The sequence below is a fragment of the Acinetobacter sp. ABJ_C1_1 genome (genome assembly GCF_044684115.1).
Taxonomy (GTDB): domain Bacteria; phylum Pseudomonadota; class Gammaproteobacteria; order Pseudomonadales; family Moraxellaceae; genus Acinetobacter; species Acinetobacter nosocomialis_A.
Genome location: NZ_JBITPU010000013.1, coordinates 104,036 through 121,288, shown reverse-complemented (window position 1 = coordinate 121,288; position 17,253 = coordinate 104,036). Strand labels below are relative to the sequence as shown.

The following is a 17,253-nucleotide window of genomic DNA, read 5'->3' as shown; positions in this document are numbered from 1 at the left end:
GTAAGGATTAATTATACATTTATGGCTACCCCAATTAATATTTAAAATTTCATATTTACTACAAATCCCCTTATCTCTAATAACATTCAACTGTTCTCCTATTTTTTCCTTATAAATTTTATATTTAACAGACGTAACCATATTATTTAAATGTTCAAAAATATTATAATGATCATACCCAACAGGTTGACGGCTAGAAAAATCCTCCCATTTTATTTTTATGCTATTAATACTACTTGGAGGGTTTGTACCTTTTGCAGAAATATAAAAAGACTTCATATCAAGTCTTTCATCACCATATGCATCAAAAAAAATCGCATCACTTTCAAAAATTTTGCAATGAGATAAATCTTTTTTTATCTGACTTGTAATAAATTTATATATAATTTTGAAATTCTTATGTGACATCACAAAATATTCAACATTAGGATCAAAGTTCTCATCTAAAAACTCGAACATATCAACATCAACAAATAAGATATCTTTTTTAACTAAATCACCAAGTAACAATGACTTATCAAAAAAATTTATTTTATATTCCTTCCAACCTTGGTCAATATCTAAATTATAGTCCATTAATTTACCTATAAATTTTTTTTCTGTAGTTGAACAATCTTCAATGTATTTTTCCAAATATATTTTTATATCGGCCTCTAAAATACTTATAAAACTTTCATTCCATTTATCACGACTAATATTTAAAGTATTGCTAGCTTTTAATCCATAATAGTCTATATGGTAATCGACAACTGAACGACCATGTCTAAATTCATTAAAAAATGCATCCTGCCCCCTGAAGCTCGATTTAAATTGCTCTTCCCTCTCAGAAATATAAAACCTGTAGGCTATTAATCTTTCACTATCCCATTTATAATCATTGTTTTCAAAATTATAAAAAGGGGTTTTACTTAAAATATAATGATATATTATTTTCTTATATAATTTTATTTTATTATGCTCTATTTCTTCTGAGTCACACCCTTCCACATTTAAATAATAAGGAGAAAAATCAAATTTACTTAAAAATCTAACTCTAAGTTCAGTTCCGATTTTTCTTTTAGTATTTTCGATTTTTGTGATAAAACAATAACCTTTTTTACTTCCTAACGGAGAGCTCATTTCAATTTTCAATTTTTCATTACTAAAATAATTCATAGTAGTAAACTTTAAAAATTGATTTTCTTCGGATAAGTCCTTACATAATAAAAAAGCACTATGTAAACCGATTCCAAATTCACCTGATGGACGCATCCAAACAGGCATATCATCGATTATTTTTTTCTTCTCATAATTTTTACTAGAACCAGCCATCTTTTGCATATAATTTAAATCTTTAAGACTTATACCAATACCATTATCATTGATAATGATTTCCCATAAATTTTTATTTAATTCTTTATTATTCTTAACTTTTATTATATCAATTTCAATGGGATATTTTTTACATATATCGATAAAATCAGGATGGTATGGATGCATTTTTTTTATTTGTTCTTGATCTTCTTCTAGCCATATTCTTAACATTGTTGCATCAATAGCATTTTGAATTAATTCTCTATAAATACTAAATTCATCTTTATATAAATTTGCGCCTTGTAATAATTCCATTCCATTTTTTTCATCTAATGTAAATTTCATCGGCTTATTATTTAATAGAATTTTTTCACTTTTTATTCCATTATCATTTTTTATTTGCATTCTTACATCTAATTGTTCAATTGTTGGTAAAGAACCAAACATAAGACTTGGTGTTATCAAATTCCATTGTGACATTTGATTTTGGAATTCTTCTCGTATCCAACCAAACCAATTTTGTGTTTCTACATAAGACATTTCATCTGGACATTCCGCAACAAGTTTCACAGTCCGTTTATCCAGCTGAAACTCACGCAAAGACAGATGCTTATCATGATGATGCTTACTTACTGAAGGTATATTGCTGACGTGCTTTGCCATGACTGGACAGAAACGGTTATCATCTAAATCAAATAGATCACCTAAACGAAGCAAACACCCTATAAAACGTGGATGGCAATCTTCTGTACCCAACCCAGTCTGTTTATAAGGTAATGACTCCATTAAAGTATCAAAATTCATACCATGAGAAACACAGATTTGCCCTAAATATCGATAAATTCGGTTTGGTAATAGTTCAGTTCTGGGTGAAGTAATACCTAAATCTTTAAAGGGATCTTCAACAATCTTGCCAACTCGCTGGTCATGCCCACGTCTAAACCACTCAGCAACTAATTGACGATATTGTTCAATTCCATCAAAAGGATGATCTACAGTACCAATTGCCGACAACCAATTTTGTTCAACATACGCTTGGCAAAATTTCTGAAGATCATGCCCTTTTTCAGTCGCAATCGTTTGGATCATGAAACTAAAGTCAGGATTAAAATGCACTTCCTTTGCATTTTTTGCATCAACTAACATTCCAACATCATGCCAATATGCAGCTTCAAGAATAAGCCAAGTATCTGTAGCGGTTAATAAATCAATATCATTTCCTAAAATACGCTCAATATTGACTAAAATCTGCTGTGAATGTGAGGCATTATGATTACTAAAGTGCGGATAAAAACCCCCAATATTTTCTAAAGCTTTACCAACAAGTTTTTGATCAAACTCCCACTGAGAAAGTAAAATTTTTACGTTGTCATCGGCTTCACATTTCTTTTTTAGATGTGCAATTAATTGAGTGCTCATATCTTTATTTTTTAAAAGTATAGTTACACTAATAATACCGCATCTTTTATTTTTCGATCAAAATAACTGATTATTTTTAAATAAAAATTCCCACTCAATACTTTTTTTTATTTTATCGCCCTTTTAAACCGTCTTGAATTTGCTGCTGTAAATTTATAAGGTCATTAAGATTTACTTTCATCGTACCATCACGATAAGCATCAACATTACTTCGGTTAATATTCAGCGGCTTTAACATTTCAAAAAGACCATTGGTTGGGTCAGAAGATTGGATTCCACCCGCTACCGCCAAAATATATTCTCGTAAAAATGGAGAAAGTTGTGAGAGATCAGGCTGCGCCATAACGGGCTGATAATCTATGGTCGTCATACCTTCAGGGACTAAAGCATTCTGTATATCGTTATGTATTTTATATTCATGGTGTTGTAGTGCTTGGCGTACCTTCTTATCTTCTTGAAACGGTACAAAGCCCACCTCATCACGTAGCTCAGATTCAGCCATAACTCGAATAGTGGGTAAAGTCGTTACCTCTTCTGCCTGAACAGTTGGCAAACCCATAAAAGCAAATGCAGCAATCAAAGCTGATTGTTTTAGAAAGTTCATAACTTGCTCCAAAAAATCAGTCATCCTATTTCAATCAAAAGATGAAGATTCAAATAAAGGTCTCTATAAATAGGCTACAACAAACTACTTTTTGATTCAGTAAGGCTCAGATAAACGGTAAATAACATTAGATTTTTAAACTTATTAAAAAGAAGTCTATAAAAGGTTTTAGAAATTAATTTGAATATGGCTAAGTCATATCTTATTGTCAGATTTAAATATTACGATTTTTTGTTTATAGTCAGCCTCTTATAAATCTATTGAATTCAACAGAAATAATGAACTTTAAAATATTAAATCAGAATATTCTCATAAGCTGTCTACTAGTCAGTTTCTTTCTCACTGGTTGTGCGCGTAATCGGATTATTGGTGAAAACACACGAGAGCTATTTACAAAATACGACTCAGGCTATGAATGGATCACTTTAACCGAAGATGATGTAATTGCATTTGGTAGACCATCAGTATCACTCCCTAATGAACCAGAGGACAGTATTATCATCGCCGGGAAAAAATATAGTTATGTTATTAGTGAAGGCGGTAATGATTTCGTTCAACTAATTAGTCAATTAAATCCACAATATATTCAAATCAGTAATGAGCTAGATTTTAATGCTCCAGCTTCGAATAGTAACCGTTTTTACGGACATATTAGATTTTCTTACACCCCACCTAATAGGAAATTGAACGAGAAAGAAGCAGCTTTATTTAAAAAATATGGTGTAGTTCCATGTGACTATGAAAAGACATTAGAACTACATAAATTTGAGTTAAATCTTAAAGGAACTGTTTATCCTCCTGTAAACAATCTTAAAACAATAACCCCTTTATCTAAGCCATATCACGTTAGAATCCAATATCTTCACGATAAAAGCGGAAAAGTGCCCTTATCAACTAAAGAGAAGCTAGCAAGTTTACCACTGCTTCCGTTTACCTTAACTTTCGATATTATCGCTTTACCTGCGAAAGTTATGGGTATCATTTACCAGCCTTAATAGATTACGAATAAAAATTACAAACTTTCAGTAAAGATAAAAAATCCCCACTCAATGCGGGGATTTTTTATTAATCATTTAACATTTTTTTTAAAGAATCGACTAATTGTGGAAATGACGTATAACCTTCCCGACCTAAAAAATGCCCGCCATTAGGAACAGTAATGTACTGCGCATCAATATCCTTAGCCAATTGAATCGTCAGTTTTGGTGGAACCAAATCATCATTATCAGATAAATACACCAACTTTTTCTTTATGCTCTTAAAATAATTGGTGTCGACTTTGCTCTTTGTTATATAAGCTGTGAGAGGGGAAGAATCTGCAATTGGTCCAGAGAATCCAGATACTAAAATCATTCCTCCAATATTTTTATAATCATGTCTTTGCAAAAAGTGCAGCAAAGTAATCACACCCAAACTATGTGCCACAAAATAGGTATTTTCATTAACCTGTGGAATCTGTTCATCTAAAACCTTCTGCCAAGCATCTACATCGGGATGCTCAGAATCTGGAAATGGTATTAAAGTAACAGTTGTATTTTCATCTTCTATTTGATGTTTTAGGTCCAAAAACCAATGATCATTGATAGAAGCTGAGTAACCGTGAAGCACAAATATTTGACGCATGTTCTTCTCCTTTAATTCAAGGGTTTTGGCATTTGTAACAAATGGCATTAATCCGAATATCACCAATAAAATGAGTTTTCTAATCATTGAACAAGTACCATTTTGAAATATAAAAACATGCTAAACTATGACACCACTGTTAAGGTCAACCCATATTTTATGAACCTAGCTAAAGTTTCCGAGCTCACAAAAGTAAGCCCACGTATGCTGCGGTATTATGAAAATTTAGGGCTTATACAGCCTCATCGAGCGAGTAATAATTATCGAAGTTATACGCAAAAAGATATTGAAAATATTAAGAAAATTAAAATATTAAATGACGCAGGTATGAACCTGAAAGATATTCATGTTTTATTGCCATGTTTTGATTTAGATGAACGGGTATTTACGCTGTGTCCAGTGGTTCAAGAAAAACTACAAACAGAACTTAAGCATGTGTCCGATCAGTTAAACAAACTGCAAACTTCTCAAAGTTTATTACAATTTTTCTTGGCGAAAGGAAAAGCTGAGAGCACCAATATTTAAAAAGTGATGCTCCTCCTGTCGCTATTCTTTTAACTCCCCTTCCAAGGCAGCTACATTCTTTTTCTTAATTTTTTCAATTTTTGCATTAAGTTTTAAAACGTCTTGATACAATGCATTAAACTTTTTGACCTGAGCATTTTCATGGAAAAGTATCATCTGATCTTTCTTTTGCCATGGATAAGTTTTTAAAAGCTTAAACATTTCTTCTGCTTTATCTAAAATTTGTAGCTCAATCATAAAAATTGCATGGTCCTGATCGGCTTTTTGCTGAGCTCCTAATTTTATTTCGAGGATTTGTCTCATCTCTTTATCAACAGACAGTTCCTGAATTTTTGCCAAGAAGGTTTTATGAATTTTTTCATATTCGGATTGATACTTATCTGAAGCTCTGCGAACATCGGCTAGCATTTTTTCGGTTTCAGCATATTTTTGTTTTTTATCATGATCTAAACGGTCAACATTTAAAAACGTATCCCATTTCGCCGCTTTTAATTCTCTTAAATATTCATTACGTGCATTTACATTTTGGACCCAATAACTCAAAAGAAACTCTGAGACTTGTTTGTAGTGTCCTGCCAGCCGTTTATCTTGAATATCAAGTTGTACAGGTTTAGTCCAGTCTTGGGCCTGATCATAAAGCTGATTCATTTTTTCAGTCATTACCACATCAAACATTTGACTGCTATCTTTGGCTTGCTGCTGTTTTATATGTTGATAGGTAAAAAAAACAATACTCGTAATAACAACCAGACTTGCAATTGCAATCAAAACTCGGCGCATAAACACCTCCTATTTCCATTCTTATAGTTTTGCTCTTTATAGTTATAAAATAGAGCTTATAGCTCTTTATATGCCATTTATTTCACAATACGCAACACTCTATTCTCCATTCAATGCTTTAAATCCGTGTACATCATCCCTATTATGATGGGTAAATTATATTTATGAGATTCTCCCATGCGTGTTGATGTCTGGTCTGATGTAGTATGCCCTTTCTGCTATATCGGCAAAAAACGCCTTGAACATGTCGCTGCCGAGGCAGGTATCGAGCTTGATATTCACTGGCATAGTTTCGAACTAGATCCTGATGCTCCCGCAAAACATGACACTTCAAATACTGAACGTTTAGCTAAAAAATATGGCCGTACCTATGAAGAGATGGAAGAAATGGAACGCAACATTGCGGCCATGGCTGCTTCTGAAGGTATTGACTTCCAATGGCAAAAAGCCAACTCAGGCAATAGCTTTAATGCACACCGTATTATCCACCTTGCACAAAGTAAAGGTTTAGGAAACGAAGCAAAAGAAGCCTTTTTCCATGCTTATATGACTGAAGGTTTAGCTATTGGCGAACGTGAAGTCGTAGAGGAAATTGCTTCTCGTATTGGCCTTGATAATGCCGAAGTTGAATATGTACTCGATACGAATGAATTGGCTGACTTCGTTCGTCATGACGAAAAAATTGCACACGAGCAGCTCAATGTAACTGGCGTACCTTTCTTTGTATTTGATCAAAGAATTGCGCTTGCAGGTGCACAGCCTCGTGAAGTGTTTTTACAAGTGTTAGAACAAGCACAGCTCAAAGCAAATGCTGAAGAAATCGAGCAAGATGACGCAGCTGTTTGTAATGATGAAACATGTGATATCCCACAAAATAAACAGTCTTAATTGTAAAGTGTGAACAAATCGTATGTTTTATCACCGTTTTAGCAATAGAGCGTTCTAAAAAAAGAACTATTCAATTGTTTAAAATGTGTTTATGATTGCGACTTAGAATATTCGCGCTGTAATGTTCTGTTTTTTATGTGTTTAATGATCGGAATTTGAAGTTTCCTTGATCTAAAATCCCCCTAGTTTGGGGGATTTTTTTTGCTTAAAAATTCTCGCTAATAGCTTAAACTTTTTAACTTATTTCAAATATGTAAGAAAAGTTAAATTTACTTAACTTTTGTGTCGTCCTCTTGATTTTATTAGAAAAATCAACAAAAGTGACAATAACAACAAAACATAAAAGATAGATATGAAAACATTTCACGTTATTACGTATCGGCAGCTTTTCGCACTTGTAACTTTAGGATTTGGTTCAGTATGCATGGCTCATGCAGAAGTAAACTCTTCTTCAACTCAGCAAGTCAAAGGTTCGTCATCTGGAGTACAAACCGAAGAAAATAAAGATGAAAATCTTTTAGATCAAATACCAAGGTGGATTGATGCCACCCCAACGATTTTTCCGGAACAGTCCAATCAACCTATTGTTCCACCCACCGAGCAAACCGAAGATCAGACTTGGTTTGACCGTAAGCAAAAGAAAATTCGAAATTGGGCTGATCATACATCTGAAAAAATTGATAACTGGTTTGGTGAAGTCGACCCTCAAAAACCAGCTACCGCAACCATCCGTGTAATGGTTGATAACTATTGGAATGAGTACGATAACTTTGAAATCAAACCCAGAATACGCGGGAAGATTAAACTCCCTACGCTAGAAAAACGCTTAAGCGTGGTGTTTGGTGATGACTCTTTAGATAACGAATTTAATAATAGTCCAGCCAATATTAACCAAAACCCAAATCAGGATTCAAATAAGAAACTTGATACTAAACGAACACGAGATGACAACAGCTCAATCGCATTACGTTGGTCAAATTTCTCTAAAAAACTGCCGTTTGAAACAGATGCCGACTTAGGTATCCGTTCTGGAGACGACGTGTATGTTCGCTTAAAAGCATCGAGAAATTGGCAACTCCGTAATGACTTTAAGTTTTATGCTGAAGAAATTTATCGCTATGGTATTCATAGTGAAAATTATTTACGTACTAACCTAGAGCTTACCCATGCTCGTCCAAATCAACCGATCTTATCGAACCAGTTCAGCTTAACGTATGCCGATGATCAAGATGATGATTTGACATGGGAAAACCGAGTTTTCCGCGAACATAGTTTCTTTGCAAATAACCGTTTTAATTATGGTATTTATACAGGTGGCTATTACAACGACAACGATTTACGCTTAAACAGTTGGGGACCATTTGTATCATGGCGTCAGCCGCTCTTTCGTGAATGGTTCTTTGTACAAGGCGACGTCAATTACTTTAATGACCACCGTGAAGACCGTAACCATTTTGTCAGCACATTCTTACGTTTAGAAGCACTGTTCTAATTGCTAAGAATCACCTTGGAGGCTGTCTCCAAGGTGGTGAAAAATAAAATACTTTTAAATAAAAATTTAAGCTTTTTCCCTTACAATACTGAGCTAACTTTTGATTCCTGATTTTCAGAAAAATGAATCAATGCTCTTCTTTTTCATTCGAATATAAATCTAAAGCCTTACTTTGTATTTATAGTTTAGGTATGCTGGTTTTAATTCCTCATACGCAACTTTTCTCTACTTCTTTTAAGCATCAACGCTCTACAAGACGATCTCTACATTCGTCCACCCTATTCATAAGAAATAATAGTCATACACTCTCTTTTTCACCTTCACCCTGTGAAGCAGAAACAAATAATGATTCAGATGCCGCACTTATTCAGGACCTGATGGCGGTGTTTGGAAATGATACGTTATGGAGCCGTGCAACTCAGCCCAAGCACCCTTATAAAACCTTGGGTAAGAAAAAGAAGAAAGCTTCAACACCTCATATTTCGGTTAGTAATCTACTTACAGCAAGCTGGGATACGATTTCAACATGGATGCCTTTCGAAAATAATCTTGATTTAGGCTCAAATTCAGACAGTGATGTTTACGTACAATTTCTTGCCAAGAAAAAATGGAATTTAAGACATAACATAAGCATAGATACCGAACAGGTCTTTCGCTACGGTTCAACCAGCCGAAACTATACGGAAACAACGCTCAACTTAACGCAGAAAATGCAAGACAACACCCTATTCGCTAACAAATTTAATGTGAATAAGAGTGAAAATGAAGAATACAACTGGGGTAATTGGACTTTTCAACAATTTGAGTTTGTAAAAGATAATAGTCTGACTTACGGTATTTATAGTGGTGGCGTATATACCAAAAATGACATGCGGGTAAATAGTTGGGGCCCCTATCTGTCATGGCGTCAGCCTATATGGCGAGATTGGATTTTTATGCAAAATGATCTTAATTTTTTTAATCATATTGATGATGACCCTAAGCATCAACTTAGTGTACAAATGAATCTTGAAGCTAATTTTTAACCAAAAATCATTAAATTGTGGATAACTCTTTCTTTATCCACAAAAAAGCCTCTGACAGTTCAGAGGCTTTTTTTATATCAAAAAATTATTTCAACAATAGGCTATTAATACGCTTCACATAAGCTGCAGGGTCTTCTGGTAAACCACCTTCTGCAATCACAGCCTGATCAAAAATCACGTTTGCCAAATCATCAAACTGTTCTGAACCTTCAAGTTTTTTCACTAAAGGATGCTCAGGGTTAATTTCTAGAATTGGCTTGATTTCAGGTACAGCTTGCCCAGCTTGTTTCAGCATACGAATAAGTTGAGGAGACAACTCACCTTCACTTGTTACTAAACACGCTGGAGAGTCTACCAAACGGGTTGTTACACGTACTTCTTTAGTTTTAGCCTTCAACGAGTCACTTAATTTCTCAACCACAGGCTTAAACTGTTCAGCCGCTTGCTCAAGTGCCTTTTTCTCTTCTGCATCTTGCAAGTCACCTAAATCAACAGCGCCTTTAGATACATTCTTCAATGGCGTACCGTCAAACTCATGAACAAAGTTCATTGCCCACTCATCAACACGCTCTGCCATTAACAATACTTCAATGCCTTTTTTCTTAAACAACTCTAGCTGTGGAGAGTTTTTAGCAGCAGCTAAGCTGTCAGCAGTAACGTAATAAATGGCTTTTTGGCCTTCTTTCATGCGCGCTTTATAGTCTGCAAAAGAAGTTACCACTTCATCATTTGTTGAAGTTGCATAACGTAATAATTTTAAAATACGCTCGCGATTACCGAAGTCTTCACCCAAGCCTTCTTTAAGCACTGAACCAAACTCAGTGTAGAACGTCTTGAATTTTTCTTGGTCTTTTGCATCTTCTGATTTAGCCAAGCCATCAAGCAAAGTGAGTACACGGCGTGCGTTACCTTCACGAATTGTCTTAACGTCACGGCTTTCTTGCAACAACTCACGGCTCACATTAAGCGGTAAATCGGCGCTGTCCACGACACCTTGTACAAAGCGTAAATAATTTGGAATTAAATTATCCGCATCATCCATAATGAATACACGTTTTACATACAGCTTAATTCCCGCTTTTGCTTCACGTGTAAAAATGTCATGAGGAGCTTTGCTTGGAATATAAAGTAACTGGGTATATTCCGTACTACCTTCTACACGGTTATGAGCCCAAGCCAGTGGCGCTTCAAAGTCATGCGTTAAGTTTTTATAAAACTCAACATATTGCTCTTCAGTCACTTCACTTTTGTTACGTGTCCATAAAGCACTTGCAGAGTTAATCACTTCCCATTCGTCAGTTTTGACCATTTGGCCACCTTTAGGTTCTTCACCTTCAGCGACTTCCTCTTCTTGCCAAACTTCTTTTTGCATTTCAATTGGCAAACTAATATGGTCAGAATATTTATTAACGATCTGCTTAACTTTATAAGATTCTAAATAATCAAGCGCGTCATCACGCAAGTGAAGAATAATATCAGTACCACGTGAAGCTTTATCAATTTGCTGAACTTCAAACTCGCCTGTACCGCCACTGATCCAACGCACCCCTTCAGAAGCATCTAAACCTGCACGGCGTGATTCCACCGTAATTTTATCGGCAACAATAAAACCTGAGTAGAAACCAACACCAAACTGACCAATCAACTGAGCATCTGCTTTCTGGTCACCCGTCAATTTTGACATGAAGTCTTTAGTACCTGATTTTGCAATGGTACCTAAGTTATCAATTGCTTCTTGTTGGCTTAAACCAATACCGTTATCAGAAATCGTTAACGTTTTATCTTCTTTATTTAAGCTGATTCGTACATGTAAGTCCGGATCATTTTCATAATATTCAGGATGATTAATTCCTTCAAAACGCAACTTATCACATGCATCAGATGCATTCGAAATAAGCTCACGCAAGAAAATTTCAGGGTTCGAATAGAGAGAATGCGTCACTAAATGTAAAAGCTGGGCTACTTCTGCTTGGAAACTATAATTTTGTGATGCTTGTTCACTCATAAATCACTCCTTAAATTTTGAAGTTTGTTTGTTCTCGAATGCTTTATGAATGGAGTACTTCTAGAATTTTTCAATCCTGAATATTAAAAAATTTTTCTTTAACTAAAATGGACCGTGACTTAATACCCTATCTTGTAAGATAGAATCCAACTGTTGTTGTCTCTGTTGATAAGCTTTGGAAATACAACTTACATTAGCTGCGCAAGCATTTCTTTTTTTCAACCACTGCTGCTGCGTATCTTTTTGATTATCACGACCACCCATTGGCAAAGCATGTAAAACAATTTGATAAGTCGTTGCCATTTTGACATCTGCATCATTTAAAGAACGGTTTTTACAAATACTGAGTTCCGTCTTGGTTTTTGCTGCATCGCAAGAGAAACTAGCAGCCTGCACACTGTGAGTAAAAGCCATACCACTTAAAAGTACTAGGCCTATGGCGAATTTTCTATTCATGAGGTTATTCCTTTAAAGATATATAAAAAATAGTTTAAAAATAAAGGTTGAAAGAATATGTAGAAAACTGTCTGTTTTATGCTTTTTTTAGTGAGAACAATAAAATAAAAAACCTCACATAAAATCTATGTGAGGTGCCTGAGTCTAGGTTTGTTATTATATTTTTTCTATTTATTATTATGCTTAAAATTTATAGCTATAACCTAAAGTGTAAACAAACGGGTTAATATCCAAGTCGAATTTAGCACCATTTGTTAAAGTAACTTCTGGGCTAATATCCGCATAGCGAACATCTACAAATACACCCCAATTTTTTGCATCAGCAGGTTGAAAGTTAAAACCAACTTGCCCAGCTACACCAAAATCTTCTTTTACTTTATCAGCAACACCTTGTTCATCCCAAGGAATAAATGCTGTCGCCCCGATACCAATATACGGTGTAAAACGAGTCGAGTTTTTAAAATGATATTTCGCGGTAATTGTCGGTGGTAATTGTTTAATACGCGCTACTTTCTGACCATCTAATAAAACATCATGATTAACCGGCGTTGCTAATAATAATTCTGCCGAAAAAGGAGATTCGCCAAAAAAGTATTCAACTGATGGTGTAAATGCATATTCATTATCAGCCTTTACCACACCTAAAGCAGTTGTTGTATCTTCAGATGGAGCAATAACACTACCACCAAATTTTACTTGCCAATTACCAGCAAAAGTAAATGAAGACATCCCCATTAATGCAATAACCAACGCTTTTTTGAACACTTTAATATCTCCAACCTTATTTATATTTATAATAAACATTTATTTTAAATTGATGCAACACCCATTATAAAATTATTTTTATATTTATTTTTAAATAACTGTTTTAAATAAAATTATATATTAACCAACCATTTTAATTGGTTTTTATTCCAACTTAATTAATCAGAATTATTTTATATAACCAACCTTTTTAATATACTTTAAATTCCGAGTATTTTAATATAATTTATTTTAAATGCATGTTTTATTTATAACATAAAAAAACCTCTTTAATGCTTATCTTTAGATAATTGTTAAGGAGGTTTTAATTCAATATATTATAAAAACTTATAAAACCATGGCTGCAATCCAACCAAAAACGAGTAGAGGAATATTAAAGTGGATAAATGTTGGAATCACAGTATCCCAAATATGATCATGCTGCCCATCTACTCCTAAGCCAGCTGTAGGTCCTAAAGTTGAATCGGAAGCTGGAGACCCTGCATCACCTAAAGCCGCTGCTGTTCCAATCAGTGCAATCGTTGCTAATGGCGAGAAGCCAAACTGTACACATAAAGGCACATAAATAACTGCTAAAACAGGAACACTTGAGAAAGATGAACCGATACCAATCGTGACAAATAAACCAATACAAAGCATTAAGAAAGCTGCAAGCGCACGATTATCCCCAATGATTTCAACCACACCTTTTACCAGTTGATTGATATCCCCTGTATGCGTCATGACTGATGCGAAACCCGCAGCGGAGATCATAATAAAGCCCACTAGAGCCATCATTCGCATGCCTTGTACAAAGACATCATCTGCATCTTGCCACTTAAAAATGCCTGCTGTAGACAAAACTGCAAAGCCTACTAAACCACCCAAAATCATTGAGCCAGAATAAAGCTGTGCAACTAAAGTGAGGCCTATCGCCAGTAAAGCCATGAAAATTGTTTTCTTGGCAATTACAGGGCCTTGCTCTGCTTCATGTTTAAGTTCTTCTGCATCTGCTTTTAGATCTGCTGTTTCATCTTGCGCTGTTGCACGCAGAGGTTTATCTAAATCGATGGTGGTTACAGGAGTAATGGTACGATCTGCATAAATTCTTGGCTTACGATAACTAATAAACACCGCGACCAAAGTACCTAAAACCATTCCTAGAACTGGAATTGCCATGCCAATTGGCATCATGCCTCGTTCTACATGCAAACCATAAGCAGCACCAATTTTGTTGATATTTCCCATTAAGATTTGTTCAAGGAAAATCGCACCAAAGCCGACAGGTAGAAAAATATAGGTACCCACTAAACCTAAAGTCAAAACACAAGCTGCTGCGCGGCGGTCTAGTTTTAAATGATTCATGACTCGTAATAATGGCGGTACAAGTACAGGAATAAATGCGATATGAACCGGTATCAGGTTTTGAGAGAAAATGGCAGCAATCAGTAAAATACCTAAGAGTAAATATTTTACTTTGGTTTCACGGCTTTTCCCCGCTTCCATTCCCAAAAGACCAATAAGCTTATGAGCAAGTAGGTCGGGTAAACCTGATTTAGAAAGAGCAAGTGCAAATGCGCCTAATACGGCATAAGCGAGAGCAACTTCGGCACCATCACCTAGCCCTGCATTAAAAGCTTCAACCGTTTGAGAAAGACTTAAACCCGCGACAAGACCACCAACAATGGCAGAGACCACTAATGTCAATACGACAGAAACGCGTGCTAGTGAGAGTAAAAACATCACAGCAATCGCCACAACAACAGCATTCATGAACAAATTCAGAACAAAACAAAAGGCGATATTCTATCAGATTCGCATCTACGAAGCCGAAAATATCGCCGAATGAGCAGTTTCGTATATTAAACAGTCACTTATTTGCTTTGTGATTCAATAAACTGACGAATGTGGCCTGCCACTTTTTCAGCCTGACTCAAAATAGCCCAATGGTTTGCTTCAAGCTCAACATACTCAAAGTTTTCAACCCATTTTGGCATTGCTTCCGTAATATATTCAGGACTCACAAAAGTATCGTATTTTAAAATTATTGCTTTGACTGGACACTGTGCATAACGCTGGCGAGGAGCTGTTAAGCGAGGAATAAAATTAGCACGGTATAAATTAATCCCATATTTACCGTCAGCAGAAATATTACTATTTAACGGTAAATTATCTTTTCGCTCTAAGTCTTTTAATATTTTGCCCCATTTTTCTGGACTAAACAGAGACCATACTGTTGGAGCAATTAATGGTAAATGGAACGCACCGATATACCATGATTTCGTTAATATTTTTAAGATTTTTGCAGGATCTGTTTTAAATTTATCTCTTAAGAACAGTGCAGCGTGATCTAAACAAGGACCGGAGATGGTCGTGTACGATAACAAGCGACCTTTAAATTTAGGTTCAGTTGCAGACTCCCAAGATTGAATTGAGCCCCAATCATGTGCGGCCATATGGAACTGTCGGTTTGGGAGTACTTCATCGACAATTTCTTGTAAATCTAAAGATAAACGCTCTAAACGATAATCTCGTATTCGTTTAGGAATAGATGACAAGCCCGCTCCACGGACATCATAAGTAACAATATAAAAATCATTGATTAAATGCTCAACGACCGATTCCCATACTTCCTGATTGTCAGGATAACCATGTACTAAAACTAATGGAGTATTTTTCTCATCACCCCAAGCCTTGGCACATAGAGTTTGTTGATCACTTGTTGTTACTGTATAAATCTTTGGCTGCATAATCATTTCCTATTTTGTTTTTCAATCGATCATGTCGTTAATCGGATAAAGCATTGCCATCAATATAAAAAAGATGATACTTATCTAGTATGACCAGTGTTGCAATAAAAAAAATTGACTATTATGGCTATTTTAAAAAAACTTCAGAACATTCCTTCAATTTCTAAATTCTTATTTAACCACTACCCACCTTATCGTGGAGCAGGGATTTATATTGAAGTCATGAACTTAGAACTTTGTCATGTTCGGGTAAAAATGCCGCTGACCTGGAAAAATCAAAATCTGGTAGGTACTCATTTTGGTGGAAGTCTTTACTCGATGGTAGACCCGTTCTATATGCTGATTCTTATGCATCACTTAGGATCAAAATACATTGTCTGGGATAAAGCGGCTGAGATTAATTTTTTATCACCTGGCCGAAGTACTGTTTATGCCGACATCCGAGTTGATTTAGCAGAAATTGAACAGATTCGAGAACTCGCCGAAAACTATGCTCCTGTACTCAGAACATATCATCTAAATATTTTTGATGAATCAGGTGTGAGAATTGCTGAAGTACAAAAGACTCTCTACATTCGCCGTAAAAAAGCAAAAGCTTTTCAACAATAAAATAAGCGCTCTAAGGCGCTTATTTTATTTCAGTAAATTTTATTTCTTTTCTTCAATCGCAGCGCCAGCACCACCCCCAATTGCGCCACCAATTGCAGCACCAGAGTCACCACCCAATATTGCTTTACCTACCACAGAACCGATACCAGCTCCGATCGCACTCTTGGTCGTGGTTTGCTTACTGCCGCCTTGGCTATTTGAACCTACACCAGCACCTGCTGCTGCACCGACACCCGCACCTATACCACCCCCCACATGGTTACCAACTCCACCACCAACAGCACCGCCTAATGCAGCTGCGCCAATACGCTGGTCAGATGGACTCATATTCTGACAACCAGTGAACATAAATGCAGATAACATTAAAGTAGAAATTAAACCAATTGTTTTTTTCATGACCGTACTCACTCCTTTGTGCTCTTATCAAAGCATAATCTTCTTTTATGAGTAATTTGATCAGTTTGTGTTATCGCACTGTGGCAATCGATTGATATTTTGTAAAGGCCTTCAATGTAGAGTTAATTATTTAAATTTCAATCTACTAAGGAGACAAAAAAGAAGCTCTTATTTAATGAAGAGCTTCTTTTTTAAATATCTTAAAGGGTAATTTTAGTATTTCCCTTTTTTCTCTTCATAAGCCGCACCTGCACTACCACCAAGCGCCCCTCCTGCAGCAGCGCCTGAATCACCACCAATGATTGCGCCACCTAATACAGCACCCACACCGGCACCAATCGCACTATTACGTACAGTTTTACTACTAGACCCTTTTGCATTGGCTGCCACACCTGCGCCAAGCGCCGCGCCTAAGCCTGCACCAATATTACCGCCCACATGTTTACCTACAGCACCACCTGCACCACCGCCAATAGCGGCTGAACCAATACGTTTGCTTTCTGGACTTGCATTTTGACAACCCACAAATAGAGTGGTTGACATCAAACCCACACCTGCAATCATCATCATTTTTTTCATTCGATTTACTCCAGTCTTCATAAGCAGGTAGCCTAATGGGTTTTTGTGGAGTCTTTATCCTGCTT

At 35.7% G+C, this 17,253-nt stretch carries 17 protein-coding genes; 6 read left to right on the top strand and 11 right to left on the bottom strand.

Features of this window, described 5'->3' with window-relative positions; translation table 11 throughout:
* On the bottom strand, positions 1-2,712 hold a 2,712-nt coding region (locus ACG59Z_RS14575), incomplete at its 3' end, for an ATP-binding protein (protein ID WP_400199960.1).
* 112 nt (positions 2,713-2,824) lie between these two features.
* The gene (locus tag ACG59Z_RS14570; protein ID WP_400199958.1) at positions 2,825-3,316 is read right to left on the bottom strand and encodes a hypothetical protein; all 492 of its coding nucleotides are present in this window, start codon (positions 3,314-3,316) and stop codon (positions 2,825-2,827) included.
* A gap of 278 nt (positions 3,317-3,594) precedes the next feature.
* Here ACG59Z_RS14570 and ACG59Z_RS14565 point away from each other — a divergent pair, with 278 nt between their 5' ends.
* A complete protein-coding gene (locus ACG59Z_RS14565; protein ID WP_400199956.1) occupies positions 3,595-4,311 on the top strand; it encodes a hypothetical protein in 717 nt (238 codons plus the stop codon).
* A gap of 70 nt (positions 4,312-4,381) precedes the next feature.
* Here the strand turns inward: ACG59Z_RS14565 and ACG59Z_RS14560 are convergent, their stop codons facing one another.
* A complete protein-coding gene (locus ACG59Z_RS14560; protein WP_400199954.1) occupies positions 4,382-5,026 on the bottom strand; it encodes an RBBP9/YdeN family alpha/beta hydrolase in 645 nt (214 codons plus the stop codon).
* A gap of 72 nt (positions 5,027-5,098) precedes the next feature.
* Between ACG59Z_RS14560 and ACG59Z_RS14555 the strand changes: the two genes are divergently transcribed.
* Positions 5,099-5,464 carry a MerR family transcriptional regulator gene (locus ACG59Z_RS14555; protein ID WP_279715536.1) on the top strand — a complete coding sequence of 122 codons (366 nt, stop codon included), beginning with the start codon at positions 5,099-5,101 and terminating at the stop codon, positions 5,462-5,464.
* Between the two features lie 21 nt (positions 5,465-5,485).
* Here ACG59Z_RS14555 and ACG59Z_RS14550 read toward each other — a convergent pair whose 3' ends face one another.
* Entirely contained in the window at positions 5,486-6,244 is a 759-nt protein-coding gene (locus tag ACG59Z_RS14550; protein WP_086263171.1) for a hypothetical protein, read from the bottom strand.
* A gap of 177 nt (positions 6,245-6,421) precedes the next feature.
* Here ACG59Z_RS14550 and ACG59Z_RS14545 point away from each other — a divergent pair, with 177 nt between their 5' ends.
* The 3 genes from ACG59Z_RS14545 to ACG59Z_RS14535 all read left to right on the top strand — a co-directional run bounded on the left by ACG59Z_RS14545 (position 6,422) and on the right by ACG59Z_RS14535 (position 9,649).
* A complete protein-coding gene (locus tag ACG59Z_RS14545) occupies positions 6,422-7,132 on the top strand; it encodes a DsbA family oxidoreductase (protein WP_400199952.1) in 711 nt (236 codons plus the stop codon).
* A 352-nt stretch (positions 7,133-7,484) separates the two neighbouring features.
* Entirely contained in the window at positions 7,485-8,624 is a 1,140-nt protein-coding gene (locus ACG59Z_RS14540) for a hypothetical protein (protein WP_396480253.1), read from the top strand.
* Positions 8,625-8,746: 122 nt separating this feature from the next.
* Complete coding sequence (locus ACG59Z_RS14535) at positions 8,747-9,649, top strand: selenocysteine synthase (protein ID WP_400199949.1); 903 nt, start codon at positions 8,747-8,749, stop codon at positions 9,647-9,649.
* 85 nt (positions 9,650-9,734) lie between these two features.
* Here ACG59Z_RS14535 and htpG read toward each other — a convergent pair whose 3' ends face one another.
* The 5 genes from htpG to ACG59Z_RS14510 form a co-directional block, all read right to left on the bottom strand.
* The gene (gene htpG / locus ACG59Z_RS14530; protein ID WP_400199948.1) at positions 9,735-11,654 is read right to left on the bottom strand and encodes a molecular chaperone HtpG; all 1,920 of its coding nucleotides are present in this window, start codon (positions 11,652-11,654) and stop codon (positions 9,735-9,737) included.
* 102 nt (positions 11,655-11,756) lie between these two features.
* Complete coding sequence (locus tag ACG59Z_RS14525; protein WP_400199947.1) at positions 11,757-12,110, bottom strand: lysozyme inhibitor LprI family protein; 354 nt, start codon at positions 12,108-12,110, stop codon at positions 11,757-11,759.
* Between the two features lie 183 nt (positions 12,111-12,293).
* Positions 12,294-12,875 (bottom strand): OmpW family outer membrane protein, encoded by a 582-nt coding sequence (locus ACG59Z_RS14520; protein ID WP_263612774.1) that lies wholly within the window; start codon positions 12,873-12,875, stop codon positions 12,294-12,296.
* 327 nt (positions 12,876-13,202) lie between these two features.
* Positions 13,203-14,627 (bottom strand): Na+/H+ antiporter NhaC family protein, encoded by a 1,425-nt coding sequence (locus ACG59Z_RS14515; RefSeq protein ID WP_263612773.1) that lies wholly within the window; start codon positions 14,625-14,627, stop codon positions 13,203-13,205.
* Between the two features lie 101 nt (positions 14,628-14,728).
* The gene (locus tag ACG59Z_RS14510) at positions 14,729-15,610 is read right to left on the bottom strand and encodes an alpha/beta fold hydrolase (protein WP_400199945.1); all 882 of its coding nucleotides are present in this window, start codon (positions 15,608-15,610) and stop codon (positions 14,729-14,731) included.
* 117 nt (positions 15,611-15,727) lie between these two features.
* On the opposite strand from ACG59Z_RS14510, the gene ACG59Z_RS14505 reads away from it, so the two are divergent.
* Positions 15,728-16,213 (top strand): DUF4442 domain-containing protein, encoded by a 486-nt coding sequence (locus tag ACG59Z_RS14505; RefSeq protein WP_263612771.1) that lies wholly within the window; start codon positions 15,728-15,730, stop codon positions 16,211-16,213.
* Between the two features lie 39 nt (positions 16,214-16,252).
* On the opposite strand, the gene ACG59Z_RS14500 is transcribed toward ACG59Z_RS14505, so the two are convergent.
* Together ACG59Z_RS14500 and ACG59Z_RS14495 are read right to left on the bottom strand one after the other, a co-directional pair.
* Positions 16,253-16,609: a DNA transfer protein p32 gene (locus ACG59Z_RS14500; RefSeq protein ID WP_311087016.1), complete on the bottom strand. Its 357-nt coding sequence runs from the start codon at positions 16,607-16,609 to the stop codon at positions 16,253-16,255.
* Between the two features lie 213 nt (positions 16,610-16,822).
* The gene (locus ACG59Z_RS14495; protein WP_162281026.1) at positions 16,823-17,188 is read right to left on the bottom strand and encodes a DNA transfer protein p32; all 366 of its coding nucleotides are present in this window, start codon (positions 17,186-17,188) and stop codon (positions 16,823-16,825) included.
* Positions 17,189-17,253 lie beyond the last annotated feature (65 nt).

Bases quoted from the DNA above. Each gene is read 5' to 3' on its own strand.
- ACG59Z_RS14570 (WP_400199958.1), bottom strand. From the start codon at position 3,316: ATGAACTTTCTAAAACAATCAGCTTTGATTGCTGCATTTGCTTTTATG.
- ACG59Z_RS14565 (WP_400199956.1), top strand. From the start codon at position 3,595: ATGAACTTTAAAATATTAAATCAGAATATTCTCATAAGCTGTCTACTA.
- ACG59Z_RS14560 (WP_400199954.1), bottom strand. From the start codon at position 5,026: ATGATTAGAAAACTCATTTTATTGGTGATATTCGGATTAATGCCATTT.
- ACG59Z_RS14555 (WP_279715536.1), top strand. From the start codon at position 5,099: ATGAACCTAGCTAAAGTTTCCGAGCTCACAAAAGTAAGCCCACGTATG.
- ACG59Z_RS14550 (WP_086263171.1), bottom strand. From the start codon at position 6,244: ATGCGCCGAGTTTTGATTGCAATTGCAAGTCTGGTTGTTATTACGAGT.
- ACG59Z_RS14545 (WP_400199952.1), top strand. From the start codon at position 6,422: ATGCGTGTTGATGTCTGGTCTGATGTAGTATGCCCTTTCTGCTATATC.
- ACG59Z_RS14540 (WP_396480253.1), top strand. From the start codon at position 7,485: ATGAAAACATTTCACGTTATTACGTATCGGCAGCTTTTCGCACTTGTA.
- ACG59Z_RS14535 (WP_400199949.1), top strand. From the start codon at position 8,747: ATGAATCAATGCTCTTCTTTTTCATTCGAATATAAATCTAAAGCCTTA.
- htpG (WP_400199948.1), bottom strand. From the start codon at position 11,654: ATGAGTGAACAAGCATCACAAAATTATAGTTTCCAAGCAGAAGTAGCC.
- ACG59Z_RS14525 (WP_400199947.1), bottom strand. From the start codon at position 12,110: ATGAATAGAAAATTCGCCATAGGCCTAGTACTTTTAAGTGGTATGGCT.
- ACG59Z_RS14515 (WP_263612773.1), bottom strand. From the start codon at position 14,627: ATGAATGCTGTTGTTGTGGCGATTGCTGTGATGTTTTTACTCTCACTA.
- ACG59Z_RS14510 (WP_400199945.1), bottom strand. From the start codon at position 15,610: ATGATTATGCAGCCAAAGATTTATACAGTAACAACAAGTGATCAACAA.
- ACG59Z_RS14505 (WP_263612771.1), top strand. From the start codon at position 15,728: ATGGCTATTTTAAAAAAACTTCAGAACATTCCTTCAATTTCTAAATTC.
- ACG59Z_RS14500 (WP_311087016.1), bottom strand. From the start codon at position 16,609: ATGAAAAAAACAATTGGTTTAATTTCTACTTTAATGTTATCTGCATTT.
- ACG59Z_RS14495 (WP_162281026.1), bottom strand. From the start codon at position 17,188: ATGAAAAAAATGATGATGATTGCAGGTGTGGGTTTGATGTCAACCACT.